The organism is Allokutzneria albata (genome assembly GCF_900103775.1).
Lineage (GTDB): Bacteria > Actinomycetota > Actinomycetes > Mycobacteriales > Pseudonocardiaceae > Allokutzneria > Allokutzneria albata.
Genome location: NZ_LT629701.1, coordinates 2,449,273 through 2,474,305, shown reverse-complemented (window position 1 = coordinate 2,474,305; position 25,033 = coordinate 2,449,273). Strand labels below are relative to the sequence as shown.

General features: G+C 72.1%; 17 protein-coding genes, 1 tRNA gene and 2 pseudogenes. 12 read left to right on the top strand and 8 right to left on the bottom strand.

The window, feature by feature from the left end:
• Nucleotides 1-5: 5 nt before the first annotated feature.
• Complete coding sequence (locus BLT28_RS11290; RefSeq protein WP_030432127.1) at nt 6-413, top strand: hypothetical protein; 408 nt, start codon at nt 6-8, stop codon at nt 411-413.
• A 6-nt stretch (nt 414-419) separates the two neighbouring features.
• On the opposite strand, the gene BLT28_RS11285 is transcribed toward BLT28_RS11290, so the two are convergent.
• Nucleotides 420-1,304: a hypothetical protein gene (locus BLT28_RS11285; RefSeq protein ID WP_030432128.1), complete on the bottom strand. Its 885-nt coding sequence runs from the start codon at nt 1,302-1,304 to the stop codon at nt 420-422.
• A gap of 125 nt (nt 1,305-1,429) precedes the next feature.
• Between BLT28_RS11285 and BLT28_RS11280 the strand changes: the two genes are divergently transcribed.
• The gene (locus BLT28_RS11280) at nt 1,430-2,236 is read left to right on the top strand and encodes a contact-dependent growth inhibition system immunity protein (RefSeq protein WP_052407851.1); all 807 of its coding nucleotides are present in this window, start codon (nt 1,430-1,432) and stop codon (nt 2,234-2,236) included.
• Here the strand turns inward: BLT28_RS11280 and BLT28_RS11275 are convergent.
• Both BLT28_RS11275 and BLT28_RS11270 read right to left on the bottom strand, forming a co-directional pair.
• A complete protein-coding gene (locus BLT28_RS11275; RefSeq protein ID WP_052407852.1) occupies nt 2,193-2,648 on the bottom strand; it encodes a GNAT family N-acetyltransferase in 456 nt (151 codons plus the stop codon). The two genes, BLT28_RS11280 and BLT28_RS11275, sit on opposite strands and share 44 nt — an antisense overlap.
• A gap of 14 nt (nt 2,649-2,662) precedes the next feature.
• The gene (locus tag BLT28_RS11270) at nt 2,663-3,133 is read right to left on the bottom strand and encodes a winged helix-turn-helix transcriptional regulator (RefSeq protein WP_030432131.1); all 471 of its coding nucleotides are present in this window, start codon (nt 3,131-3,133) and stop codon (nt 2,663-2,665) included.
• A gap of 82 nt (nt 3,134-3,215) precedes the next feature.
• On the opposite strand from BLT28_RS11270, the gene BLT28_RS11265 reads away from it, so the two are divergent.
• The 5 genes from BLT28_RS11265 (at nt 3,216) to BLT28_RS40020 (ending at nt 8,140) form a co-directional block, all read left to right on the top strand.
• Nucleotides 3,216-4,376, top strand: a complete 1,161-nt coding sequence (locus BLT28_RS11265) for an MFS transporter (protein WP_030432132.1) — start codon at nt 3,216-3,218, stop codon at nt 4,374-4,376.
• A 202-nt stretch (nt 4,377-4,578) separates the two neighbouring features.
• Nucleotides 4,579-4,709: transfer RNA gene (locus BLT28_RS40025), tRNA-OTHER, on the top strand.
• A 44-nt stretch (nt 4,710-4,753) separates the two neighbouring features.
• The gene (locus tag BLT28_RS11260; RefSeq protein WP_030432133.1) at nt 4,754-6,892 is read left to right on the top strand and encodes a TerD family protein; all 2,139 of its coding nucleotides are present in this window, start codon (nt 4,754-4,756) and stop codon (nt 6,890-6,892) included.
• 273 nt (nt 6,893-7,165) lie between these two features.
• Entirely contained in the window at nt 7,166-7,402 is a 237-nt protein-coding gene (locus tag BLT28_RS11255) for a hypothetical protein (protein ID WP_030432134.1), read from the top strand.
• A 417-nt stretch (nt 7,403-7,819) separates the two neighbouring features.
• The gene (locus BLT28_RS40020; RefSeq protein ID WP_156051440.1) at nt 7,820-8,140 is read left to right on the top strand and encodes a hypothetical protein; all 321 of its coding nucleotides are present in this window, start codon (nt 7,820-7,822) and stop codon (nt 8,138-8,140) included.
• A 120-nt stretch (nt 8,141-8,260) separates the two neighbouring features.
• Here the strand turns inward: BLT28_RS40020 and BLT28_RS40015 are convergent.
• Both BLT28_RS40015 and BLT28_RS11250 read right to left on the bottom strand, forming a co-directional pair.
• Nucleotides 8,261-8,401: pseudogene (locus BLT28_RS40015) on the bottom strand (23S rRNA (adenine(2503)-C(2))-methyltransferase RlmN); the annotation flags it as partial.
• Between the two features lie 84 nt (nt 8,402-8,485).
• Nucleotides 8,486-10,405, bottom strand: coding sequence for a heavy metal translocating P-type ATPase (locus BLT28_RS11250; RefSeq protein ID WP_030432135.1), 1,920 nt, complete (start codon nt 10,403-10,405; stop codon nt 8,486-8,488).
• Between the two features lie 96 nt (nt 10,406-10,501).
• On the opposite strand from BLT28_RS11250, the gene BLT28_RS11245 reads away from it, so the two are divergent.
• Nucleotides 10,502-10,852, top strand: a complete 351-nt coding sequence (locus BLT28_RS11245; protein ID WP_030432136.1) for an ArsR/SmtB family transcription factor — start codon at nt 10,502-10,504, stop codon at nt 10,850-10,852.
• A 7-nt stretch (nt 10,853-10,859) separates the two neighbouring features.
• Here BLT28_RS11245 and BLT28_RS11240 read toward each other — a convergent pair whose 3' ends face one another.
• Entirely contained in the window at nt 10,860-15,299 is a 4,440-nt protein-coding gene (locus BLT28_RS11240) for an SDR family NAD(P)-dependent oxidoreductase (protein WP_269459666.1), read from the bottom strand.
• A gap of 265 nt (nt 15,300-15,564) precedes the next feature.
• On the opposite strand from BLT28_RS11240, the gene BLT28_RS11235 reads away from it, so the two are divergent.
• Genes BLT28_RS11235 through BLT28_RS11220 form a run of 4 tightly spaced genes read left to right on the top strand, consistent with a single transcriptional unit; the run spans nt 15,565 to nt 19,594 of the window.
• On the top strand, nt 15,565-16,614 hold the full coding sequence (locus BLT28_RS11235) for an acyl-CoA dehydrogenase family protein (RefSeq protein WP_162184903.1): 1,050 nt from the start codon (nt 15,565-15,567) through the stop codon (nt 16,612-16,614).
• Complete coding sequence (locus tag BLT28_RS11230) at nt 16,614-18,035, top strand: amino acid adenylation domain-containing protein (protein ID WP_030432139.1); 1,422 nt, start codon at nt 16,614-16,616, stop codon at nt 18,033-18,035. The genes BLT28_RS11235 and BLT28_RS11230 overlap by 1 nt, the downstream gene beginning before the upstream one ends.
• 3 nt (nt 18,036-18,038) lie before the next feature.
• Nucleotides 18,039-18,302, top strand: coding sequence for an acyl carrier protein (locus BLT28_RS11225; protein WP_030432140.1), 264 nt, complete (start codon nt 18,039-18,041; stop codon nt 18,300-18,302).
• Complete coding sequence (locus BLT28_RS11220) at nt 18,299-19,594, top strand: type I polyketide synthase (RefSeq protein ID WP_030432141.1); 1,296 nt, start codon at nt 18,299-18,301, stop codon at nt 19,592-19,594. Before BLT28_RS11225 ends, BLT28_RS11220 begins: the two co-directional genes overlap by 4 nt.
• On the opposite strand, the gene BLT28_RS11215 is transcribed toward BLT28_RS11220, so the two are convergent.
• A complete protein-coding gene (locus tag BLT28_RS11215; RefSeq protein ID WP_052407854.1) occupies nt 19,567-21,168 on the bottom strand; it encodes an acyl-CoA dehydrogenase family protein in 1,602 nt (533 codons plus the stop codon). The genes BLT28_RS11220 and BLT28_RS11215 overlap by 28 nt on opposite strands.
• Nucleotides 21,165-25,004, bottom strand: a pseudogene (locus BLT28_RS11210) (type I polyketide synthase); the annotation flags it as partial. The pseudogene BLT28_RS11210 and the gene BLT28_RS11215, both read right to left, overlap by 4 nt.
• Nucleotides 25,005-25,033: the final 29 nt, after the last annotated feature.

The following is a 25,033-nucleotide window of genomic DNA, read 5'->3' as shown; positions in this document are numbered from 1 at the left end:
GGTGCATGACTACGAGCACCAGAAGGTTCCTGCCGATCGCCAAGCAGCTGGGCGGTGTCTGGCTCGTCGGTTCACTGGGCACGCTGATCGGGGTGCACCTGATGGTGATCGCGGTCTTCACCGGGGGACTGGCGTTGGTCGTGCTGGTGCTGGCGGGGATGCTCGCGGGCGGGCTGGCCATGCTGACCGTGGTGGCCAGGGCGACCGCGCAGGCATCGCCGATGACGGCCGATCCGGACCAGCGGCTGCCGTGGGCCCTGCTGGTCGGGGGGATCGGCGTGCTGGTGGTGTTCCTCGTCTTCCGGATGTACTGGTTCACCGGGTTGGGAACGCTCCTGATGGGTGCGCTGGCCGGGGTGCCGTTCGTGCTGGTCGCGGCGGTGCTGGCAGTGGTGCCCCGCACCGGCGGGTGACCGGCTTCAGGCGGCCTTCTGGAACAGCACGCTCATGCTGGTGGGCTCGAACAGCATGAGCGTCGGGGCGAGCGGGTAGCGGCCTTCGCCGGACCCCTCGACCAGCTCCCGGAGCTCGTCGGCCAGTGCCGTGTCCGCGGGGGCGAGGTAGAGCTCGCCGGAGTGCGGCATGGCCGCGACCAGCCGGTCGGAACCGATCATGTCGATCATCCGGCCGACGAAGCCCGGCGTCGCGATCATCGAGGCGGCGAATCCGCCGGGGCGTCGGACCTCGACCATGCCGCCGGGGACGCCCGGGGGAGCGGAGTAGCCGACCCTGATCCCGTCGCGGAGGTTGGCCTGCGCCCGGGTCAGCAGCGTGCGGAACTCGTCGGGGTCGGCGATCTCGTCGTCGCGGACCTCGGCGAGCTCGAACCGGTCGCCCGGGACCGGGGTGACCCTGGCGAGGGAGATGTAGAGCTGCTCCGCGATCAGCTCGGCGACCGGGACCGCCGCGTTGTAGGCGCCGCCGCTGCGCAGGATCGGCAGCAGGACGCCCTCGATCCCCTTGGTGATCTCGTCGAAGGCGCGGTCCTCGACCTCGCGCAGCAGGGACGCCCTGGCCTCCGCCATCGCCTCCTCCCACCGGTGCGGCTGCGGGCGGGCGAAGTTGTGGGTCACCGCCTGGATGTTCGGGAAGGTCCGGTCGAGGAACTCCCGGTCGGCCGCGGACAGTTCCCACTCGCTGTGGATGCGCCGCACCTCGGTGGCCGGGAAGCGCTGGCGGCTGGTCAGCTCCGCCCACGCCCGCTGGAGGCAGTGCTCGTCGCGCGTCTGCCCGGCGGCCGGTGTGGGCAGCAGGTCGGGATGGGACTGGAAGAGCACGACGTTGGTGCTCATGTCGGTGTTCACGGCACTACCCCGGGTGATCGCGTCGGATGGGAGCCGAATGGTAGGCGGAGGACCCCGAGGTGACAATTTCCCCGAGGGGAATGCCTGATCTTCCTTGGTGGACAGGGAATTCGCTAGGGTGGCCCATGGGCGCGAGCGAGGACGATCCGCTGATCCGCGAGCTGTTCGGAGCCTTCCTGGTCGCCGTGCGGCGGCAGGTGCCCCGCGAGCTGGCCGCCTTGATGTGCGAGGACGAGGCCCAGTCCTTTTTGGACACCGTGGCGAACCCCGACGACGACGTCCCGGCCGAGCCGGTCGAGGAGCCGATCGTCCGCGTCGTGGGCGTCCGGGTGTTCGGTGACGTCGCGCTCGCGCGCTTCACTCAGGAGGACGACGAGATCCGCACGCTGCACTTCCGGCGCGAGAACGGGCGCTGGACCGTCTGCGCGGACGCCGAGGACGACATGTCGTTGGACCAGTTGGAAGACGACGCCCCGTCCGCGGGGCATCCGCTGCGTCGCACACCCGTCGGCCGCCTGGGCGCCGAAGATCTCCGCGTCCTGCTGGAGCGAGGCGAAGGGCTCGACATCCTGTTGCCCCGCGTGGTGTTCCGGCTGCGATGGGAGCCCCTGCTGCGCGGAGCGGCCTTCCCCGGGGACGTTCTCCTGACCGTGCTCGGGGTGGATTCCGAGCGCTGGGTGAAGGACCCCGTGGCGCTCGTCCAGATGAACAGCGTCGTGGAGGCGGTGCACCGCTTGGGGAATCTCGCCGACCACGGTGCCCCGCACGACGTGATCCGGGGCGCCATCACCGAGTTCCTGGCCCGGCAGAACCTGCGGTTGAGCGACCTGGTCGAGGATCGCGTCGCACCACCGGTGGCCGAGGTCGAGCCCGTCCAGCCGATGGAGGTCAAGCGGGCGATCGTTGTGCCGACCCCGGCCGGGCCCACCTGAGGTAGGTGGCGGTTTCCCGGAATCCCAGGCGGGAGTAGAACTCGGCCGCCCGGCGCGTGGGCACGGTCACCTCCACGTCGTTGTTCTCGTGCGCTCGTGCCTGCACCGCTCGGATCAGCCGGGAGCCGGTTCCACGGCCGCGCAGCCGTGCGTCGACCGTGAGTTCCAGCAGTTCCAGGACCGACCCGCCGGCGAACAGCGTCGGCATGCGCACAGCGAGCACGTAGCCGACCACCGCTGACTCCTGTTCGGCGACCAGGAACTCGGCTGCGCCTTCCGCGGCGGCCTTCAGGACCCGCGGGAAGGTGACCTCGTCGAAGACCGCCCGGTCGGGCTGGTAGCTCGTGACGAACCCTCGCAGCAGGCGGAAGACGGCATCGGCGTCCGCCGGGACAGCGGTCCGGACGATCATGTTTGGGTCCTTTGTCAGACGCGGTCCTGCGGTTGGCGATCCACGGAGGTCGTGTCGCTGGTGAGCGGCCGTCCGTCCGCGGCGACGGGCACGAGCGGCGGAACGACCGCGCCGTGCTCGTCGACCAGGACCGAATGCGGCTCGCCCGCCTCGTAGGCGTGCCGCTCGCCCCACTGGCGAAGCGTGACGATCACCGGGAACAGGTCCTTGCCCGCCGTGGTGAGCGCGTACGCGCGGCGTTTTCCCGATGGCGCGTCGACCTGGCTGATCAGGCCGTGGGCGGCGAGCTTGCGGAGCCGGTCGGCCAGGATGTTGCGGGCGATGCCGGTGCGCCGCTGGAAGTCGGTGAACGAGCGGGCCCCGTCCATCGCGTCCCGGATGATCAGCAGGCTCCACCGGTCGCCGACCACGTCGGCCGCCCGCGCGACCGGGCAGGCCGGGTCCGTCCACGCGGGGCCGTGCCCCGCCGCGTCCTCGCGCGCCATTCCCGCTCCCATGAGTTGCTGTTTGAAACCATTCTGCCCTAGCCTCAAAAGAGTTGCATTTTGAAACCGATTGGAGGCCGGGGTGGGGCGAGGGACGAGGCTGCTGCTGGCGGTGGTCTGCGGGGTGGCGGTGGCCGCCGTCTACGCCGGGCAGCCGGTGCTCGGGCCGATGGGGCACGACCTCGGCGTCGCCCGCGACGCGGTCGGCTGGTTCGTGGCCGTCGGGCAGCTCGGCTACCTGGCCGGACTCGTGCTGCTGGTGCCGCTGGGCGACATGCTCGACCGCGGGCGCCTGATCGCCGCGCACCTGGGGCTGGTGGCGGTAGGCCTGGCCGTCACCGCGGCCGCGCCGGTCGGTTGGGTGGCGTTCGGCGGGCTCGCGGTCGCGGGGTTGTTCGCGGTGGTGGTGCAGACCGCGGTCGCCTACACGGCATCGGTCTCCCCGCCCGGGGAGCGCGGGCGCAACCTCGGCGTCGTCACCTCCGGGGTGGTGATCGGCATCCTCGGCGCCCGCATCGTCACGGGAAGCCTGGCGCAGCTGTGGGGCTGGCGCGGCAGCTACGTCGTCCTCGCGGTTCTGGCCGCTGCCCTCGGCGTGCTCGGCCTCGTCGTGCTCCCGGCGGATGCCCGCACCCGGGCGGAGCGGTACGGGCGGGTGATCCGGTCCCTTGGCGGGCTGTTCGTCCAGCCGGTGTTCCTCGGCCGCGGACTGCTGGCCTTCTTCGTCTTCGCCGCGTTCGGCACCCTCTGGAGCGGCATGGCGCTGCCCCTGGCCGCAGCACCGTGGCACCTGGGTGAAGCGGAGATCGGGTTGTTCGGCGTCGCCGGGCTGGCCGGTGCCCTGGGCGCCGCCCGGTCCGGCCGCTGGGGCGACGCCGGGCACGCCCGCCGGGTCACCGGGATCGCGCTCGTCCTCCTGCTCGGCTCCTGGCTCGCGATCGGCCGGCTCGAGTGGTCGCTGGTGCTGCTGGTCGTCGGTGTGATCGTGCTCGACTTCGCGGTCCAGGTGGTGCACGTCAGCAACCAGCACGTGCTCACCGCCGTGTACGCGGACCGCACGAGCAGCGCGGTCGGCGGGTACATGGTGTTCTACTCGCTCGGTTCCGCGTTCGGAGCCACCGCGACCACGGCGCTGTTCGACGCCGTCGGCTGGACGGGCCCGACGATCCTCGGCGCGGCACTCACGCTCTGCGCGCTGGTCACGTGGGCGTTCACATCCGGGACCGCAGCCACAGGGAGCTGATGTAGGTGCCGCGCTTGGTGGCGCTGGCCGGGCGGATCACCGCCGTCCCGGCGCTCCTCGGGGGAATTCTCCGATGGGCCGCGATCGTCGCGCACGAGGCGGGGCTCTCCGCCGAGGGCGCCTGATCCCTTGGTGCGCAACGCTCCTCGGCGGCAAATGCCGTTGACGACGCGGCGGATGTCATCCAGGATCGTCGGCATCGGGGCCGCTAGCTCAACTGGGAGAGCAGTCGACTGAAGTAGCGCATCCGCTTTCCGCCACGTGCGGCCATGGGGGCGCTTCCTTCTCTCACCGTTAATCGACAGGTTCGGGGTTCGAGTCCCCGGCGGCCCGCAATATCCACTGTGGACAGTCGTGACCGTGCGGAGGGAGGGCCCGTGCTCGAGAAGGTGTTGATCCAGAAGACGATGCGCGTGCCCGCAGGCACGGGAGCGGCGGGCGACGGCACGGCTGTGGCCCGTCAGCTGGACGCGGCGCTGCTCTCGGTCGGGTTCTCCGCGTCGCGGGCCCTGCTGGAGCACGTCGGCGGGCTGGCCCCGGGACCCGCGATGGACATCGCGTCCGCCGCCGTGTCCGCCGTGCGCGAGTTGGTCGGTGACCACGTCCGGCACAACGCCTACTTCATCGGTTTCCCGGACGGCGTGCCCGACACGATCGAGTTCTGGCTGGAGCGACTGCACGCTGCGGTGCTCGCCGGTGGCGGCGAGACCACGGGAGTGGACCTCGCCCGGCTCGATCTGCTCGCGCTGCCCGGCTACGGGACCTACCAGCACAGCTACGCCGACCTCCTCGCCGCGCACGACGAGCTGATCGCCTCGGCCGGGGACCGGATCACCGTGCTGCACCTGGGCGATCCGGTCGAGGCGGAGGCGAGGCGGCTCTACCTCGCACTGGCCGGGCGCTCGACGCCGCTGGGCGAGGCGGACCTGGCGCTGCTCACCGATCTCGCGATCTTCTGCGCCGAGGGTGAGCAGCCCGCGCGTGTCCCGGTGCGGGAGAACCGCGCCGTGCTCAACGGGATCCGGCTCGCGCTCGGCAAGCCCCTCGTCGCCGTGGACACCACGACCGACGTGCTGCGCCTGGCCTGCCAGGTTTCCGGCGGGGACGTCTCACTCACCGTGGTGACGCGGTTCCGCGCCTTCCGGCGCCGGGAGCGGCGGCTGCTGCTGGCCGCGCTGAACGACGTCGTCGGTGCGAACCGGAACAAGCTCGGTGACGTCGCGCGCTACGCCGAACCGTGGAAGCGGCTCGGGGAGCGACTGCACCCGCACGAGTACGGCCGGTGGCCGCACGCGCAGGAGGTGTTCGCGGTCGCGCGGCGGGAACGCCGGGTGCGTGGCCTCGCGGGCCGGGCCGAGGAGGCGATCCGCTCCGGGCAGATCGGGGCGGCGGCATCGGTGCTGTCAGCCGCGCCGGGACTGCTCGTGCGATCCGCGGACCGGCTGCTGCGCCAGGCGTCCGCGGCGGAGCGGGAGACCGTGGTCGACACGGTCTCGGGTGCGCTCGGTGACGCGTCGGGGCGGGTGCTCTGCTCGCTGCGGGAGCACTTCGGCAACCGGCTGGCTCCCGCCGCGACGCGGATGTTCACCGGCCGGGCGCGGCGCGCGTGGGTCGAACGCGATGACCGCCCGTCGCTGCCGGAGGAGCTGGTGGCCGAGCTGTCGGCACGGCTCGACGCGGAGATCACGCGCCGGCTGCCGGAACTCGCGCGGCCGCTGCTGGTGGACCCGGACGTGCTCGACGTCGCGTTGCCCTTGTCCGGCAAGGCGGCCGAGGGCGGGTTCGCGGTGCTGCCGAGGGGATCGCGCACGGCGATCTCCGGTGAGCTGCTGCGCTTCTTCACGTACTGGCGGCAGACGCGGCGCCGCACCGACTACGACCTGTCGATGCAGTTGCTCGACGACCAGTTCCACGCGGCGGGCCAGGTGTCGTGGACGAACTACCGCCACGACGGCGTGGTGCACTCCGGCGACATCACCGACGCGGCGAAGGGGGCGACCGAGTTCATCGACGTGCCCCTCGCGGTGGAGACGCCGTACGTGGTGCCGCAGGTCCACATCTACGCGGGTGAGTCGTTCGACGAGGTCGCCGAGTCGATGTTCGGGTACCAGACCCGGGATCGGGACCAGCGGGGCGCGCCGTTCGACGCGCGGACCGTGCGGGCGCGCTCGCAGATGCGGGGGCCGGGCCGGGTGGCGCTGCCGATGGTGTTCGCCAGGCAGGCGGACGGCTGGCAGGCCGTGTGGCTGCACCTGTACCTGCGCGGGCGCCCGGCGTTCAACCGGGTGGAGGACAACGCTTTCACCACGGCCGACCGGGTGCGGGCGCTGGTGGAGCGGCGCTACCTGACCATGTCCTACCTGCTCGACCGGTGGCGCGGGCGGGCCGAGGTGCGGCTGTGGGACGGGCGTGTGCCGGAGGAGCCGGTGGTCTTCGTCGGGATCGAGGCGCCGGACCTGCCGGAAGGGTCCGAGGTGTACTCGCTGGACCGGCTCGGCGAGCTGCTCCCGGGCTGAGCCGGTTCGCCTGGGCGCAGTCTCGACCGCGCGTCCGACGAGTCGACCACCCCTGCCCCGGAGCAGAACCAGTCGACCGGCTGCTGCTCCGGCACCGGCAGCCGCGCACCGGTACTCCGCGACGGAACGCAATCCCTACAACGAGATCGAGTGCAGTGACTGCGCGGGCGATGACGACCTACGGTACCGCCCTCGCAGCGTGCGGCTACGAGCACCACGGGCCGCAGGGCCACCTGGGATTCGCTCCCCGAGGACTTCCGCGCCGCGTTCACCGTGGCGGAGGGCTGGGGGCTCTACCGCCCGTTGCGCCGGAACGGCAAGCAGACCTGCGCCGTCGAGCTGCGATACGGGCGGTCGCGGGTGCGGACCCTCGCGTTCGAAGCCGCCGGAAACCGTTGGCGTAGTCACCGTCAACGGCAAGCAGTCACGTTCACGGTCAGCGGCACACGGGTGCTGGTGACCTTGGTGGCGGCGGTCACGATCACCGAGGGGGTGACGCTGGCGCCGTAGCAGCGGGGAACAACTCGGCGAGCCGGTCTCCCACGCGTGCAGCACTTGGGCACTGAATGAGTCATTCGCGGCGTTGGACATGGTGACCTACGGCACCGGCATGAGCTTGCTGCGCCGCTTTCTCGCAGCTCAGAGGGCACTGGCCCCTGGAAGCTCTGGACTTCTTCGTTTCCTGCGCCCGTCTGTCGAAGAAGCCCGGTTCCCGGCACATCTTGGTCTGAGGTTTGCCCAGATCAAGGCCTGCGAGCTACCCCTCGGCGGCAAGCGGGCCGCAGGCTGTCGCGAAACTCCCGTCCGCGCCGATGACTTTCACCGATTCCTGAAGAAGCTTGGCCATGGGGCTTCAGCTGTGAATGAATCCCCCCTGGGGGGACTCGCGTCGCTTTAGGATTCTTTCCAGACATCTCTGGAGGGCTGATGAAAACAGGCCGTATCCGCAGCAGCCTGGCGAAATTCGGCGCCGTCGCCGCGCTGGTCGCCGCACCGCTGGTGACCGCCACCCCCGCGCACGCTGGGCCTGAGGGGCCGCCGCCTGGTCACTGTGGCTACTACTCGTGGGCCGTCGGCGCGAACGAAAACAATTCCTGGTTTGTGAACTGCAGCTATCGCACCGCCTATGTGCGAATCAGTCTCCCGGTGAACTTTGTGTACCGGTGCCTGGGCACCGGCACCACAGACCTCACCTATGAGCTCGGCAATTCCTACATTCGCGGGGCGACGGCACTGCGGGCCTGCTGAGCCGGCCTGAACCGGGGCGTCAGCGAAGGCCGGTGCCCCAGGGCACCGCCGTGTCGATCAGGCTGGGCAGAAGGGGCGGCGTTCCGCGCCGTTGACCGCCGACATCGTCGGGGTGAAGCACCCCTCGGCCGCGAGCTGGCCGCAGGCCGCCGCGATCTTCTGCCCCTGGGTGTCTCGGACTGTGCACTCGACACCCTGCGCCTCGATCCGCTGCACGAACTCATCCTGCACGCGCTTCGGCGAGGCATCGCACTTGCGGCCCGCGTCTCGCCTGGGTCCGGCCGGACGCCGTCGTCCAGGCGATCCGCGAAGTCTCCGGCAGCGCCCACAGCTGAGGCGAACGCGTCAGCGCGACCAAGCCGACTCGCGCAGCAGACGCAGCCCGTTGAGGCCGACGAGAACCGTGGACCCTTCGTGCCCGAGCACGCCCAGCGGCAGCGGCAACGTACCGATCAGGTCCCACAGCACGAGGCCGGTGATGAACGCTCCGGCCAGGACCAGGTTCTGCGCGACCACTCGCCGTGCCCGCCTGGACAGCGACACCACGGCGGGCACGGCGGCGAGCTCGTCGCGCACGACCACCACGTCGGCGGCCTTCAACGCCACGTCCGAGCCGACTCGGCCCATCGCGACCCCGACGTGCGCGGCGGTCAGGGCGGGCGCGTCGTTGACACCGTCGCCGATCGCCAGCACCTTCCTGCCGCGCTCGGCGTGTTCCTGGACGATGTCGAGCTTGTCCTGGGGCAGTAGCCCTGCTCGGACGTCGGTGATGCCGACCTCGCCCGCCAGGCGTTCCGCGGCGCGGGCGTTGTCGCCGGTGAGCAGGGCCGGGCGCGCCCCGGTCAGCGCGGTCAGTCCGGCCACGGCCTCGGCGGCGTCCCCGCGTGCCTGGTCGACGATGCCCAGCACCGCGATCGGGTGCCCGTCGCGCTCGACCACCACCGCCGTCTCGCCCAGTTCTTCCAGTTCGGTGACGAGCCCGGCGTGCCGGGGTCTGGCGACAGTGATCGTCGCGCCACCGACCACACCGGTGACTCCGATGCCGGGCAAGGCTTTGAACTCCTCGACTGCGGGAAGGTCGAGCCCTCGGGCGCGTGCGGCGGCCACCACGGCTTCGGCGAGCGGGTGTTCGCTGTTGTTCTCCACCGCCGCTGCCCACGCCAGCACGGTCTCCTCGGTGAAGCCCGTGCCGGGCAGCAGGCGGAGCGCGGACAGCCGGGGAGCGCCTTCGGTGAGCGTTCCGGTCTTGTCGACGACGACGCTGTCGACCTCGCCGAGCTGCTGCATCACCGCGGCGGACTTCACCAGCACCCCGTGCCGGCCGGCGTTGGCGATCGCCGACAGCAGCGGCGGCATCGTCGCCAGCACCACCGCGCACGGCGAAGCGACGATCATGAACGTCATCGCCCGCAGCAGCGCCTCGGTCAGTTCCGCGCCCCACAGCAACGGAATCGTGAACACCGCCAGCGTCGCCACGACCACACCGACCGAGTAGCGCTGTTCGATCTTCTCGATGAGCAGCTGCGCGGGGGCCTTGGTGCGCGAGGCCCGCTCGACCATCTCCACGATGCGCGCGATCACCGATTCCGAGGCGTCACGCTCCACCCGGACCCGCAGCACGCCGGTGCCGTTGACCGTTGCGGCGAAGACCTGGTTCCCGGCGTGCTTGGCCACCGGCAGCGGTTCCCCGGTGATGCTGGCCTCGTCGACGTCGCTGGAGCCGTCGAGCACCAGGCCGTCGGCGCCGACCCGCTCGCCCGGCCGCACCAGGATCACCTCGCCGACCGCCAGCTCCGCGACCGGCACGACCTCCTCGGCGCCGTTCGCCCCGATCCGCCGCGCGGTCTCCGGCGTCAGGTCGAGCAGACCCCGGACGGAGTCCTCGGTGCGCGCCGTCGCCAGGGCCTCCAGCGCCCCGGAGGTGGCGAAGATGACGATCAGCAACGCCCCGTCCATCGGCTGCCCGATCGCGGCGGCCCCGAGCGCCGCGACGATCATCAGCAGGTCCACGTCGAGGGTGCGCTCCCGCAACGCCAGCAACCCGGCCCAGGCGGGTTCCCAGCCACCGCAGACGTAGGCGGTCGCGTACAACGCGCCCCACGCCCACGCGGGCGCTCCCGCCAAGTCCAGCGCGAGCCCGAGCAGGAACGCGACCGTCGCCGCGACCGCCCAGCGGACCTCGGGCAGCGCGAACACCCGGCGCCGTCGTCGCGGCACCGCCGGGGGTCTGCCCACGGGCACAACGGGGGCGGAGGTCGTGGACACGGCTGGTGCTCCCTCGGCTCGACGGCGGAACGTGTGCCGACGATACAGGAACGCATGAACAGGTCTTCAACTGTTCCGGGAAGTAGGATTCCGCCCATGGGACACGACGCCACCGCCGCCGCCACCACGCGAGCCCGGCTGGAGGCCGTCGGAGCCGACCGGGTGGCCACCACCCTGCAGGCGCTGGCCACCCCGTCCCGGCTGCTGATCCTCGCCCGCCTCCGGGAAGGCGCCCTGCCCGCCACGGAACTGGCCGCCGAGGTGGGCATGGAGCAGTCGGCCTGCTCCCACCAACTGCGCCTGTTGCGCAACCTCGGGCTGATCGTCGGCGAACGCCGCGGCCGGTCGGTGGTCTACGCGCTGCACGACCACCACGTCGCCGCCCTGCTCGACCAGGCGCTCTACCACGTCGAACACCTGCGCCTCGGACTCACCGACGAGGTGTGACCCGGGATCAGGCCCCCTCGGATCCGCCCAGTGCCAGCCGGATGAGGTCGGCGGCGTCCATCTCCGCGATCGAGCCGGCCGGAGCGGGTTCGGGGACAGCTGTCCCGGGCTCCGTCGGCGGCGCGAGGAGGGTGGTCAGGTGGCGGGCCAAGGCGGTCGGCGTCGGGTGGGCGAACACCGCCGTGCTCGGCAGCCGGACTCCGGCCGCGGTGTTGATCCGGTTCCTCAGCTCCACCGCCGCCAGCGAGTCGAAACCCTGCTCCTGGAACGGCGTGTCGTCCGCGACGGGGCGGCCGAGGGTGATCGCGGCCTGCTCGCGCACCAGCTCCAGCAGCTGGTCGCCGCCGCGTGGTGCGAGCTCGACCTGGGGCGTGGTGACCGGAGGAGGAGTGCCCAGGCGTGCGGGCACCAGCGTGGGACGTCCGTGCGCGAGGGCGAGGTCGAACAGCTCCAGTCCGTGCTCGGGCGGGAACGGCAGCACGCCGATCCGCGCGAGCCTGGCCCGGTCCGCGCTGTCGAGCGCGCCGACCATTCCCGTGCCGGTCGCCCAGAAGCCCCACGCGAGGGAGACGCCCGGCATACCCGCGCAGGACCGGTGCTCGGCGAGCGCGTCCAGGAAGGCGTTGCCCGCCGCGTAGTTCGCCTGGCCGGGCACGCCGAGCACCCCGGAAACCGAGGAGAACAGCACGAACGCGGACACGTCCTGGCAGAGCTCGTGCAGGTGCCATGCGGCGTCGATCTTCGGGCGGGTCACCGCGTCGACGCGCTCCGGGGTCAGGCCGGTGAGCACGCCGTCATCGAGCACCCCGGCGCTGTGGATCACCGCGGTGAGCGGAGCCGGGAGCGAGCCGAGCAGATCGCGCAGCGCCCGCGGATCAGTCACGTCGCAGGCGGCCACGTGCACCCGGTCGTCGACGTCCGGTGGGCGCTGACCACGCCGGCTGACCAGCACCACGTTCCGGCAACCGTGCTCGGTGACCAGGTGCTGCGCGACGAGCCTGCCGAGCGCGCCGGTACCGCCGGTGATCAACACCGTGCCCTCGGGGTCGAACTCGCGGGGCACGGTCAGCACGAGCTTGCCGACGTGGCGGGCCTGGCGCAGGTGCTCCAAGGCCTCCCTGGCCCGGCGGAGGTCCCACACCGACAACGGCGGCGGGGCCAGCGCCCCGGACTCGAACAGCGCCAGCAGCTCCGCGAACATCTCCTTGATCCGGTCCGGACCCACCTCGCGGAGGTCGAAGGCGCGGTAGTCGACGTCGAGGCCCTCCGGCGCGCGCAGGTCGGTCCGGCCGATCTCGATGAACCGGCCGCCGCGCCGCAGCATCCCCAGCGAGGCGTCGACGAACTCGCCCGCGAGCGAGTTCAGCACCACGTCCACGGTCCCGAACCGTTGCGCGAAACCAAGATCGCGGGAGCCGGCCAGCTCCTCCTCCGCGAAGCCCGCCTCGCGCAGCGCGGGCCACTTCGACGGGCTCGCCGTGCCGAGCACGTGCGCGCCGAGGTGCCGGGCGAGCTGGGTCGCCGCGATGCCTACCCCGCCGGCGGCGGCGTGGACCAGCACCGATTCGCCGGAGCGGAGCCCGGCGAGGTCCACCAGCGCGTGGTAGGCGGTCAGGAAGATCACCGGCACCGACGCGGCCGTCGTGAAGGACCAGTCGTCCGGGATTCGCGCGACGAGGCGGTGATCGGTGATCACGAGGGGGCCGAAGGCGCCCGTGCACAAGCCCATCACGCGGTCGCCGGGGCTGAGGGCGGCGACTCCGGGCCCGACCTCGGCCACCACGCCCGCGGCCTCGACCCCCAACGGGCCACCCGCGCCCGCGAGGTCGACGTCCAAGGCGTTGAGCACGTCGCGGAAGTTCAGCCCGGCCGCCCGGACCTCGATCCGCACCTGGCCGGGGCCCAGAGGAGCGGCGGCCTCAGGACAGGGGATCGGGGCCAGTTCGGCCAAGCCGCCCGTGCGCGGTGACTCCAGGCGCCACGGGCCCTCCTCGCGCGGAGGCAGCCGCAACGGCGCGGACTCCACCTGCCGCAACCGTGGCACCAGGGCTTCGCCGGCGCGCAGCACCAGTTCCGGGACGTCAGCGGCGACGGCGGCGGCGAGTGCGCGCCACGACTCCTGGTGCCCGTCCCAGTCGACCAACGCGAACCGGTCGGGGTGCTCCGAGCGCGCCGAGCGGATCAGCCCCCACAACGCGGCCTGCTCCAGGTCCGGCTCGGCGCTCGCCACCGCGTTCCGCGTCAGGAAGACCAGGCGGCCCTCGGCGGCGCGCAACCAGGACTGGGCCGTTCCCAGCGCGGAGTGGAGCAGCCGCCGCGCTCGCCCGGGCAGGTCTCCATCCACTGTGGACGATTGGCGGAGCACGACGACCGAGGGTGCTGGACCGGGGAGGTCGTCGAGGTCGTCCACCACGACCGCTTCCGGTGGGTCACTGGGCAGCGCAAAGGGTTCCCACACCACCGCGTGCAGATCCTCATGCGTGTCCAGCGAAATCCTGTCCAGCGGGAGAAACGCCAACTCGTCGACCCTGGCGACGACGCGACCGAGCGGATCGGTCGCGACGAGCGTGAAGGTGTCCTCGCCGAGCGGTGTCACGCGCACCCGCAGGATCGACCCGGTGGGGCGGCGAAGGCTGACCCCGGACCACGCGAACGGCAGCCGGAGACCGGCTTCGCCGCTGAGCACGCCTGGGGCCACCGCCGCGTGCAGCGCCGCGTCGAGAAGGGCCGGGAAAGGGGCGGTGTCGGGTAGCTGAACCTCGGCGGAGACCTCATCGCCGCATTGCCACATCGTCCGCAGTCCCCGGAACGTCGGTCCGTACTCACAGCCCAGCCGCGCGAACCGCTCGTACAGGCCCGAGAGGTCAACGGGTTCCGCGCCGGGTGGCCAGGCGCCGAGAGCAGCGGGTTCCTCACCAGGAGCGGGGCCGAACACTCCGGTCGCGTGCACCTCGGTGGAGACGAAGGAGAACTCCCGCCGCCCGGTGGAATCGGCTGGACCGACCCGGAGCCGTACCGGCACAGACGCCTTCTCCGGGACGACGAGCGGAGTGCGCAACGTCAGTTCGCCCAGCCACGGCACGCCGAGCCTGCCGCCCGCGGCGATGGCGAGTTCGGCGATCGCCGTGCCGGGCAGCACGGGGGAGCCGAGTACCGCGTGGTCGGCGAGCCACGGATGCGCCTGCGTGCTCAGTTCTCCGGTGAACACGAACTCGTCGGAGTCCGGCAACGGCAGCACGGCACCGATCATCGGGTGGCCGGTGGAGTCGAGCCCTGGCGGCGGGGAGACGCGGTGCCAATGGCGCCGACGTTGGAACGGGTAGGTCGGGAGCTTGACGCGACGAGCGCCCAAGCCCTCGAAGGCCGGGGACCAGTCCACCTGCCGCCCACGCACGTACAGCTCCGCGGCACTCCGGTGAAAGCGGTCGCGTCCACCGTCCTCGCGGCGCAGCGTGCCCACGCAGACGGCGTCGGTTCCCGTGGCCTCAACGGTTTCCTGCATCGCGGTGGTCAGCACTGGGTGCGGGCTGCACTCGACGAGGTAGCGGTGCCCGGACGCGAGCAGGCCGCGCACGGCGGCTTCGAAGCGGACCGGCTCGCGGAGGTTGCGGTACCAGTACTCAGCGTCCAAAGAGGACGTATCGAGCCAGTCTGCGGTGACGGTGGAGTAGAAGCGCACCGACGACGACCGGGGCTGGATCGGTGCGAGCTCGCGTAGCACGCGCTCGCGAACCCGTTCCACCTGAGGGGAATGCGAGGCGTAGTCGATCAGGACGCGGCGGGCGTGGATCCCCGTGGCGGCGCACTCGGCTTCGAGATCGCTCAGCGCGCCGAGCTCACCGGAGACCACAGTGGACAGTGGGCCGTTGTACACGGCGACACCGAGCCGGTCGCCGAACCTGGCGATCCGCTCACCGGCGGCGGAAGCGGGCAGGGCCATCGACAACATCCCGCCCAGGTCGCTGATCTCCCGCAGTGCCCGTCCGCGCAGCGCCGCAACCCGCGCGGCGTCCGCCAGGCTGAGGGCGCCCGCCACGTGCGCCGCGGCCAGCTCGCCCTGCGAGTGACCGACCACGGCGGCGGGCTCGATGCCGTGGTGGCGCCACAGGGCCGCCAGCGAGACCATCACGGCGAACAGCATCGGCTGGACAACGTCGACCCTGTCCAGGCCGGGTGCTCCCGGCTCGCCGCTCAGGACGGCCTGCCAGGGCCAATCCACAAACGGCGCGAACGCGCTAGCGCATTCATCGAAATAATCCCGGAACACCCGTTCGGAGCAATACAGGGCGCGGGCCATTCGGGTCCACTGGGAACCCTGTCCGGGAAAGACGAAAGCGCATTCACCTTCGGGTCCGGGTGTTCCCGTGACGACTCCGGGAAACGCGCGCCCGGCCGCCAGCTCCGGCAGGCCCGGCGGTACCGCGCCGCCATGGTCGGCGATCAGCACTGCGCGGTGGTCGAACGCGGTCCTCGTTGTGAGCAAAGAGAAGCCGATGTCGGCGGCGGACGATCCAGCCCGCTGCGCCACGTCGGCGACTCGTTTCGCCTGAAGGCGAAGGGTTTCCGGATTTCGCCCGGAAATCAACCAGGGAACCGTTGCGGTCGGAGTGCGGGACACAACTCTTTCTAGCCTTCTCGGCCGGTCCGTGACAACAATGTGGTTTCCTGATGGCGATTTCGCGACGGCACTCACCACGACGGGAACCAGCGCAGTGAAACCCGAAGACTTCCGCGCCGCCTGGCGCGCCGCCGCCGACAGCGGCCTCGCCGGGCTCTGCGTGCCCGGCAGGTTCGGCGGCGGCGGCCTCGGCGCCGTCGACACCGCCGAGGCGGTGGAGGCGGCCGGCCGCGACGCCCAGGACCTCGGTCTGGTGTTCGGCATGATGGCGCACCTGCTGGCCTGCGCGATGCCCGTCGCGGAGTTCGGCTCGGACGAGCTGCGGGCCGGGGTGCTGCCCAGGCTGTGCTCGGGTGAGTGGATCGCGGGCAACGCGATCACCGAGCGCGAAGCGGGTTCCGACACCGGCAAGCTCAGCACCACCGCGGTCCGGACCGATGACCACTACCTGCTCACGGGCGAGAAGTCCTTTGTCAGCAACGCCACGGTGGCCGACGTGTTCGTCGTCTACGCCGTGACCGACCCCGCCCTGGGCTACCTCGGCATCAGCGCGCTGCTGGTCGAGCGGGACAGCCCGGGTGTCACCGTCGGCGAGCCACTGCCGAAGCTCGGGCTGACCGGCTGCCCGGCCGCCGTCGTGCGCTTCGAGGACTGCCCGGTGCCCGCCGCCAACCTCATCGGCCGAGAAGGCTCCGGCGCCGCGGTCTTCCGCGCATCGATGCGCTGGGAACGCACGTGCCTGTTCGCCGCATACCTCGGCGCCATGGACGGGCTGCTGGACCGGACGGTCGAGCACGCGCGCTCGCGGCGCCAGTTCGGCCGCCCCATCGGCGCGAACCAGGCCGTGTCCCACCGGCTCGCCGATCTCAAGGTCCGGGTCGAATCCGCCCGCGCGCTGCTCTACCGGGCGTGCGCGGCCATGGACCGCGGGGAGGTCGGCGATCTGGACGTGGCGATGGCGAAGCTCGCGGTCAGTGAGGCGGCCGTGGAGGTCGGGCTCGCCGCGGTGCAGATCTTCGGCGCGGCGGGTTACGCCGGGGCCGGCTCGGTGGATGCCCTGTTGCGCGACGCCATCGGCTCGACGATCTTCTCCGGCACCTCCGAGATCCAGCGCGAGCTGATCGCGAAGGAGATGGGTCTGTAGTGCTGCACCACCTCGTCATCGGCGCGGCGCGGCGCACGCCGGACGCCGTCGCGGTCCGGGCGGGTGACGCCGCGCTGACCTACCGCGAACTCGACCTGCTCGCCAACCGCTTCGCCCGCGCGTTGCGCGCCGCAGGGGTCGGCCGAGGCGACCGCGTCGGGATCTGGGCGGAGAAGTCGCCGCGCGTGGTCGCCGCGATGCAGGCGGTCCTACGGCTCGGTGCCTGCTACGTGCCGATCGACCCGGCGGGTCCCGCCGCGCGCGCCGAACGCATCCTGCGGGACTGCGACGCCCGCCTGGTGGTCAGCGACCGGCCCGACGCGCCCTTCGACATCGACGCGGCCTCGGCGCACGAGTCCGCGGAACCGCTGCCCGATCCCGATGTCGGCGAGCACGATCTGGCCTACCTGCTCTACACCTCCGGCTCCACCGGGGAACCGAAAGGCGTGCGGATCAGCCACCGCAACGCGTTGGCCTTCGTCGACTGGGCCGCGGAGGAGCTGCGGGCGAGGCCGGACGACCGCTTCGGCAACCACGCGCCGTTCCACTTCGACCTGTCGGTGCTGGACCTCTACGTCGCGTTCCGGGCGGGGGCCTCGGTTCACCTCGTGCCGAGGGGAGCGGCGTACGCGCCGGAGCTGCTGGTGGAGTTCCTGATCCGGGAGCGGCTGACGGTCTGGTACTCCGTGCCCTCCGCCCTGGTCCTGATGATCGCCAGCGGTGCTCTCGCCGCGACGCCGCCGCGAGAGCTGCGGGCGGTGCTGTTCGCCGGAGAGGTCTTCCCGCTCCCGCACCTGCGAACGCTGCGCGCGGCACTGCCGCGAGCCCGGCTGCTCAACCTCTACGGGCCGACCGAGACCAACGTCTGCACCTTCCACGAGGTCACCGAGATCCCCGCGGACCGGACCCGGCCGGTGCCGATCGGCCGAGCCTGCTCGGGAGCGACCGTCCGGGTGCGCGAGGACACCGGTGAGCTGGTCGTCTCCGGGCCGACGGTGATGCGCGGCTACTGGGGCCATCCCGACCAGGAAGGGCCATACGCCACAGGGGATGTGGTCGTGCTCAACGACGACGGCGACTACGAGTTCGTCGGTCGGCGCGACAACCAGACCAAGCTGCGCGGGTTCCGCATCGAGCTGGGCGAGGTCGAGGCGGTGCTGTGCGAGCACGACCGCGTGGAGGCCGCCGCAGCGGTCGTCGTCGGCACGGGGATCACCGCACAGCTGCTCGCCTTCGTCGTCGGCCGCGGCGGCGGTGCGCCGTCCCTGCTGGAACTCAAGGCGCACTGCGCGGCCACCCTGCCCCGTCACATGATCGTGGACCTGGTGGTCGGCGTGGAACGCCTGCCCCTCAACGGCAACGGCAAGATCGACCGGCGCGCGCTGACCGCGCGGGCCGAACACCTGCTCGCGACGGAGTGAGAGATGGACCAAGAGCGGATCATCGCGCTGCTGAAGGACTTCCTGGAGCGGGAGGTGCTGCGCGCCCCCGACTCCGGGCTGCGCGCGGACACCCCGTTGCTGGAGTGGGGGGTGCTGAACTCGCTGACCATGGTCAAGCTCGTCGCGTTCGTCAAGGAGGAGCTGGACGTCCGCATCCCGCCCGAGCGCATCGTCGGCGCCGACTTCAAGGACCTGGCCAGCATCGCCCGGCTCGTCGACGAGATCGCCGGGGCCGCGCCGCGATGACCGGCGAGATCGCGATCATCGGCATCGGCTGCCGCTTCCCCGGCGCGGAAGGGCCCGATGAGCTGTGGGAGTTGTTGCGGGACAAGGCCGACACCGTCACCGCGATCCCGCCCGAGCGGTGGGATCCCGCCGAACACGACGACGAGGACACCGTATCGCCGCGGTGGGGCAGCTTCCTCGACGACGTCGGTGCCTTCGACGCGGAGTTCTTCGGGATCCGCCCTCCCGAGGCGGCGCAGATGGACCCGCAGCACCGCGTCCTGCTGGAGGTGACGTGGTCCGCGCTGGAGGACGCGGGCATTCGACCCCAGGACCTGCGCGGCAGCCTCACCGCCGCGTACTTCGGGTTCCTCGGCCAGGACTACGCGCTGGCCGAAGCGGGGGACCGCGCCGGGGTCGGCCCCTGGTACCTGATGAACGGCGTCGACCCCAGCTTCGGCCCGGGCCGGGTGGCCTACCAGCTCGGCCTGGAGGGCCCCGCGGTCGCGGTCGGCACCGCCTGCTCGTCTTCCCTCGTGGCGATCAGCCAGGCGTGCCACAGCCTGCGCGCCGGTGAGGCCGACCTCGCCGTCGCCGGGGGAGTGAGCCTGATCCTCTCCCCGGAGATCTACCTGTTCCTGAACAAGGTCGGCGCGATCGCCGGGGACGGCCGGTGCAAGACCTTCGACGCGCGGGCCGACGGTTTCGTCCGCGGCGAGGGCTGCGGCGTCGTCGTGCTGAAACGACTGGCCGACGCGCTCGCCGACCGGGACGACGTCGTCGCGGTGATCCGCGGCTCCGGCGTCGGGCACGACGGGTTCAGCGCCGGGCTGACCGTGCCTAGCGCGCAGGCCCAACAGCGGCTGATCGAACGCGTTCTGGCCTGGGCGCAGGTGGATCCGGCCGCGGTCGGCTACGTGGAGGCGCACGGGACCGGTACCCCGCTGGGGGATCCGATCGAGATGGCGGCGCTGCTGGGCGCGCTCGGCCCCGGCCGCGACACCCCGCTGCACGTCGGCTCGGTGAAGACCAACATCGGCCACACCGACGCCGCGGCCGGGGTCGCCGGGCTGATCAAGGCCGCGCTCGCGTTGCGGCACGGGGAGATCCCGGCGAACCTGCACTTCCGGGAACCCAACCCGCTGATCCCCTGGGAGCGCGCCCCGGTGCGCGTGCCCACCGAGGCCACCCCGTGGCCGCGTGGGAGCGTCCCGCGCTACGCGGGCGTGAGCGCGTTCGGGCTCAGCGGCACCAACGCCCACGTCGTGCTGGCCGAGGCCCCGGCTCAGCCGGGCGCGAACGCGGCCACGTAGTCGGGGCCGCCCAGCGGTGACCGCGTCAACTCCAGCGGGACATCCAGTGCCGCAACGAGTTCAGGGACGCGGGGCAGCAGCCGGGCGCACACGCGCCCGATCTCGTCGGGCAGCTCCCGCACCTGCTCGGCGGTGAGAGACCCGGCGGCGAGGTACCAGCCGTCGTGCGCGGACAGCTCCAGCAGCTCCAGCAGCCGGTGCAGGTCCTCGTCGACCGGGTTCTCCGCAAGGGCCTCGAACAGCAACCGCGTCCCGTGGGCCTCGGCCAGCCGCTCGGCGAGGTCGAGTTCGTCGGTGAAGCCGTCCCCGGAGGCTCTGGACCGCAGCTGCTCGTGCAACCACGCCTCACGAGTCCACAGTGGACCCTTCTCCGGCGCTCCCGGTGCGACGTCGTCGAGCAGCGTCCTCGCCGCCTCGAAGGACACCAGCTGGTTGTCCGAGCCCGCCGAGGTGAACGCCAGCGCCAGCCCCTGGTAGTCGATGAGCCGGTTGACCGAGAGGAAACCGAGCGCGCCCGTGGCTGCGCGGCACCGCGACAGCGCCCGCTCGGCGAGCCGGTCGCACATCACCTTCGTCAGCGACGCCGTCCGCAGCTCCGAGCGGCTCGGCCGCCCCGCCTCCGGCAGCCGCCAGCACGGTTCGAGCGTCCGGCGTGCCAGCACGGTCGCCCCGACGGCCTCGGCGAGCGCGGTGAACAGCAGGCGTTGCTGGTTGGGGTAGCGGATCACCGGCTGCTCCGCGATCACCCTGCCGGAGGCCACCCGCCGCTGGGCGTGCCCGAGCGCGATCGCCACGCCCGCCCGCGCGACCGCGGCGAGGCCCACCGACACCGCGCCCCACGCGAAGCGCCCGAAGCTCGTGCTGCGTCCCGTGCGCGCGACCGGGTCCAGCGGGTCGTGCCATCCACCGGTCGCGGAGATCGTCGCCCCGTCGGCCAGCCACGCCGACCGCGGCAGGCGGACGTGGTCGAACCGGACCGAGGCGTAGTCCAGCGACAGCAAGGACGTGGGCTCCTGCGCCCTGATCGTCACACCGGGGCGCGGACCCGCGGCGTCGCGGAGCCGCACCAGGAACAACGCCACGCCCCGATCGACGCCCCCGACGACAAGGCGAGCGCCCACCACGCCGAGCCGGGTCAGTCCCCCGGCGGCCACGTTCGGCGGGAACTTCACCGCCTCCGCCCCGTGGCTGTGCAGCACGAACCCCTGGCTGTCCGGCTCGTACACCGCTCGCGTGCGGATGTTGGCGATGCTGTTGCCGTGCCCCAACTCGGTCATCAGCACCGCCCCGACGGCGGACCCGCTGGTCAGCTCCTCCAGGTCGGCCGGGCCGGCGCCGTGGTCCAGTGCGGCGCCGACCGTCATGCAGTGGTGCAGGAACAGCACGTGGAACAGCCGCGGGTCGACCATCGCCGCCAGCTCCAGCAGCCCGCGCAGCCGGTCCGGCTCCCGCAACAGCGGACCGTCGAGGCCGAGCCGGTCGTGCACGTACTTCACCCGCTCGTAGGTCGGCACCGTGCTGCCGATGTCGAAGACCGGATCGGCGAAGATCTCGGAAAATCCTTGTGCTGTCACCGAACCCGTCCTTCCAGCCAGTCGTTGACGGCCTCGGCGGTCGCACGGGCGCCGTCCTCCAGCATCGTGAAGTGATCGGCGGTGACCGTGACCCCGTCGTGTGGCAGCGGCCAGGCCACCGGCGGCTCGTCGGCCATCGCCTCGCCCGCTCCGACCACGAGGGTCGGGATCGGGGTCGCCGAGGGAGCCCAGTCCGCGAAGAGATCGAGGTAGCGGCCCGTGACGGTCAACCGCCAGTCGAGGTCGTCGAACTCCCCGGCACGCGCCAGCATCGCCCGCAGGACGGCCGCCCGGTACCCCGGCGTGGTCGCGGCGAGCGCGGGGTGGGTGTCCAGCAGCACGATCCCGGCGGGTGGGCGTTCCAGCCGGGTGCCCAGCTCGTGGGCCAGCCACCCACCGGAGGAGTGCCCCAGCAGCACGACAGGACCGTCGTCCATTCGCGCGGACACCGCGTCGGCGAGCACGTCCAGCACCTGGTCCAAGCTCGACGGAGGTTGCTCGCCCGGCCCGAAACCCGGCAGTGACAACACTTCCACGGAGCGGCTCACCGGCAGCGCGTCCGCGAACTTCAGGTACTGGTAGGCGCTGCTGAGTGCCAGGACGGTGGGCACGCACAGCACCGCCGGTCGCGCAGTTCCCGAGCTGAGCGGCACGACGGTCGCGCGTGACGGCTCGGCCCCGGGCAGGCAGCGCCCGGCCGTGACCATCAAGTCGATGGCGGCGTCGGCGCGCCCGGCGGAGCACGCGCGTTCGACGAGGCCGGCGATCCCGGAGACCGGGCTGTCGGACGTGGTGGCTTCCGCGAGGTGTTCGGCCACGTGGCGCGGGGTCGGAAACTCCAGCACCAGCGTCGCGGGCAGACGGGCGCCCGTGGCTTCCTGAAGCCGCCTGCGCAGGTCCAACGCGGTCAACGAGTCGAAGCCGAGCGCGGCGAAGGAGTCTTCCGCGCGCACGTGGTCGGCGCCGAGCGCTGCGGCGGCGTGCTCCCGGACCAGTCGCAGCAGGTCCGTGGAGCCGGCGGGTTCGGCCGGGGAGCTCGCCACCTCGACCGGCTGCCGCTGCGACGACAACCAGAACCTCTTGTGCTGGAAGGCATACGTCGGCAGCTCGACGCGTCGTGGCGAGTGCTCGCCGAACACGACGGCCCAGTCCGGCCGCGCACCCCGGACGTGGGCTTCGGCCACCGAGCACAGGATGCGGTCCAGCCCGCCGTCCTCGCGGCGCAGCGAACCGATCACCGCCGTGCCCGCTGCGCCGACCGAATCGATCGTCTCCTGGATCGAGACGGCCAAGCCGGGATGCGGGCTGGACTCCACGAACATCCGGAAACCGTCCGCGAGCAGCACCTCGGTGGTTCGTCCGAAGTGGACGGTACTGCGCAGGTTCCGGTACCAGTACGCCGCGTCCAGCTCCGTACCCGCGATCAGGCCCGCGGTCACCGTGGAGTAGAAAGGGATCTCCGACGCCCGGGGGCGAACCGGCGCCAGCGCGTCCAACAGTTGGTCACGAACAGCTTCCACCGCAACGGAATGCGAGGCGTAGTCGACCGGGACCCGCCGTGTTCGCACGTCCTGCGCGCTCAAGTCCGCGACAACCGGCTCCACGTCTTCGACAGCTCCGGCCAGCACCACCGAGCCCGGCCCGTTCACCGCGGCCACCGATACCCCGCGCCCGGCGAGCAGCGGCTCGACGCGCTCGCGTGGCAGCGCCACCGAGACCATCGCTCCACCGCCGGCGATCGCGGTGATCGCCTTCGACCGCAGCGCCACCACGCGCGCGGCGTCGTTCAGGGCCAACGCCCCCGCCACGCAGGCGGCCGCGATCTCGCCCTGGGAATGCCCGACGACCGCGTCCGGCTCGATACCGCAGGCACGCCAAAGCGCGGCAAGCGCGACCATCACCGCCCACGTCAACGGCTGCACCACGTCCACCCGGTCCAGCTCCGAGCCCCGCAGGGCCGCCCACGGCGACCAGCCGACGAACGGCTCAAGCGCCGCAAGGCATTCCGACAGCCGCTCCGCGAACACCGGCGTGGACTCCGCCAACTCCAGGGCCATCCCGACCCACTGCGACCCCTGCCCGGGGAAGACGAACACCGTCCGGCCCGAGACGTCCGCGACACCGCGCACCACCTGGGGCGCTGCCCGCCCTTCCGCCAGTGCCGCCAGCCCGTCCAGCAGCTCCTGACGTCCCGATCCGACGACGGCGGCCCGGTGCTGGAACGCGGTCCGTGTTGTGGCCAAAGAGAAACCGATGTCGCCGACCGAGTGCTCCGGCCGCTCGCGCACCCATTTAGCCAGGCGATCCGCCTGTGCCCGCACCGCTTCACCGGTCCGCCCGCTGACCACCCACAGCGCGGTGTCCGGCGTTGTGCTCCGCTCCGGCGCCACCCGTACTGGCGCCTCCTCAGTGTTTTGCGGGACACCCGCACCCGGTCGGCCCGTGCGTGCAGGAACGGCATTGCACGCCGGAGCCTCCTCAAGGATCACGTGGGCGTTGGTGCCGCTGATCCCGAAAGACGACACACCCGCGCGCCGAGGCCGCCCGCTCCTCGGCCAGGGCTGAGTGCGCGTCAGCAACCGGACTTCGCCCGCCGACCAGTCCACGTGCGGGGTCGGCTTGTCCACGTGCAGCGTCCGCGGCAGGCTGCCGTGGCGGAGGGCGAGCACCATCTTGATCAGACCGGCCACCCCGGCCGCGGCCTGGGCGTGCCCCAGGTTCGACTTCAGCGAACCGAGCCACAGCGGCCGGTCCCGGCCCTGCCCGTAGGTGTCGATCAGCGCCTGCGCCTCGATCGGGTCGCCCAGCCGCGTTCCGGTGCCGTGCGCCTCCACAACGTCCACATCGGACGGTTGAAGTCCCGCGGCGGCCAGTGCCCGCCGGATCACCCGCTCCTGCGCGGGCCCGCTCGGCGCGGTCAGCCCGTTCGAGGCGCCGTCCTGGCCGATCGCCGAACCCCGGATCACCGCGAGGACGTCCCTGCCGTTGCGTTCGGCCTCCGACAGGCGCTCCAGCACCAGCAGTCCGACGCCCTCCGCCCACGCGGTGCCGTCCGCCGCGGCCGCGAACGGCTTGCACCGCCCGTCGGGCGCCAGCCCGCGTTGCCTGCTGAACTCGATGAACATGCCGGGGTGGGGCATCGCCGTCACCCCGCCCGCCAAGGCCAGCGAGCACTCGCCCAGCCGCAGCGCGTGGCACGCCTGGTGCACCGCGACCAGCGACGACGAGCACGCGGTGTCGAGGCTGACCGCGGGCCCCTCCAAGCCCAGCCGGTAGGCGATCCTGCCCGACGCCACGCTGGTGACCGACCCGGTCAGCGCGAAGCCCTCGATGTGCTCGGGCACCCGGTCCAGCCGTGGCCCGTAGTCCCAGTCGGCGATCCCGACGTACACCCCGGTGTCGCTGCCGCGCAGGGACTCCGGGTCGATCCCGGCCCGTTCGACCGCCTCCCACGCGGACTCCAGCAGCAGGCGCTGCTGCGGGTCCATCGCCAGCGCCTCGCGCTCGCCGATCCCGAAGAACCCGGCGTCGAACCCGGCCAGCCCGGTGAGGAAGCCGCCGAACCGGGTCATCGACGTCCCCGTCCGGTCCGGATCCGGGTGGTAGAGGCCGTCCAGGTCCCAGCCGCGGTCGGACGGCAGCGGGGAGACCGCGTCGGCCTCCCGCTCCAGCAGCTCCCACAGGTCCTCGGGCCCCGCGACCCCGCCGGGCAACCGGCAGGCCATCCCCACGACGGCGATGGGCTCCGCGGCGCGGTCGGCGGCCTCGCGCAACCGCTCGTTCTCCAACAGGGACGCGCGCAGGGCCTCAACGAGCCGCGCAGAGCTGACCTCGGTCACCGTCGCTCCTGTTCGATCTCTCCGGC

Bases quoted from the DNA above. Each gene is read 5' to 3' on its own strand.
- BLT28_RS11290 (WP_030432127.1), top strand. From the start codon at position 6: ATGACTACGAGCACCAGAAGGTTCCTGCCGATCGCCAAGCAGCTGGGC.
- BLT28_RS11280 (WP_052407851.1), top strand. From the start codon at position 1,430: ATGGGCGCGAGCGAGGACGATCCGCTGATCCGCGAGCTGTTCGGAGCC.
- BLT28_RS11275 (WP_052407852.1), bottom strand. From the start codon at position 2,648: ATGATCGTCCGGACCGCTGTCCCGGCGGACGCCGATGCCGTCTTCCGC.
- BLT28_RS11270 (WP_030432131.1), bottom strand. From the start codon at position 3,133: ATGGCGCGCGAGGACGCGGCGGGGCACGGCCCCGCGTGGACGGACCCG.
- BLT28_RS40020 (WP_156051440.1), top strand. From the start codon at position 7,820: ATGAAAACAGGCCGTATCCGCAGCAGCCTGGCGAAATTCGGCGCCGTC.
- BLT28_RS11245 (WP_030432136.1), top strand. From the start codon at position 10,502: ATGGGACACGACGCCACCGCCGCCGCCACCACGCGAGCCCGGCTGGAG.
- BLT28_RS11225 (WP_030432140.1), top strand. From the start codon at position 18,039: ATGGACCAAGAGCGGATCATCGCGCTGCTGAAGGACTTCCTGGAGCGG.
- BLT28_RS11220 (WP_030432141.1), top strand. From the start codon at position 18,299: ATGACCGGCGAGATCGCGATCATCGGCATCGGCTGCCGCTTCCCCGGC.